This is a genomic window from Mesorhizobium sp. P5_C1, from assembly GCF_054049815.1.
This window is the reverse complement of sequence record NZ_JBFULQ010001241.1, coordinates 1-760: the sequence shown is the minus strand read 5'-3', so window position 1 is coordinate 760 and position 760 is coordinate 1. Positions and strand designations below refer to the sequence as shown.

General features: G+C 55.4%; 2 protein-coding genes. Both read left to right on the top strand.

The features are described 5' to 3' along the window. Positions 1-516, top strand: a 516-nt coding sequence (locus ACXJ7R_RS35120) for a sugar transferase (protein ID WP_457155801.1), incomplete at its 5' end; no start/stop codon positions are given. Positions 517-537: 21 nt separating this feature from the next. Beyond that, on the top strand, positions 538-760 hold a 223-nt coding region (locus ACXJ7R_RS35115; protein WP_457155800.1), incomplete at its 3' end, for a hypothetical protein.

Below are 760 nucleotides of genomic sequence, written 5' to 3'. Positions count from 1 at the left end.
ATTATATTGATAGCCGCATGCGGGCTTGCAATCCTGCTCCTGATGGGCAGGCCAGTTTTTTTTGTCCAGAACCGAACAGGCAAGGGAGGACGCATCTTTCGGATGTACAAGCTGCGCAGTATGCAATGCCAGTCCAGCATCGTTGTGGCCACAGCCATAAACGATCCCCGCGTAACGCCCTTCGGTCGGTTTCTGCGCCTTTCGCATCTCGATGAGCTGCCACAGCTCTGGAACATCGTCAAAGGCGACATGACTCTGATCGGGCCTAGGCCCGAGCAGCCGAAGTTGGTGGAAGTTTACCGCGCCGAACTGCCCGGTTACGATCTCAGGCATTCGGTTGTTCCGGGGCTAACGGGGTTTGCCCAAGTCTACTACGGCTATGCAGCCGATGTAGAGGAAACGCGGATCAAGCTGGAGCATGACTTGTATTATGTATCCAATTTTGGTCCGACGATCGATCTGAAAATCCTGGTGCGGACCATGCTGGTCTATTCGAATCTGACCTATGCCCGTTGAACTTTCCTGGGGCGCCGATTGATGCTCAAAGGGGCGAAGCTTACGGCGTTGTGGGCTGCCCGATCTGTAGGCGGCTGTGCCGCACTGCGTGGGAGCCGATGGCGTAGAGAGCGCCTCCTGATACTATGCTATCACGGCATCTCGCTGGCCGACGAGCACTGCTGGAATCCGGAGTTATATATTCCCGACTATCTGTTCGAAGAGCGGTTGGCGGCCATTAGCGAGCAGGGATACAATGTACTTC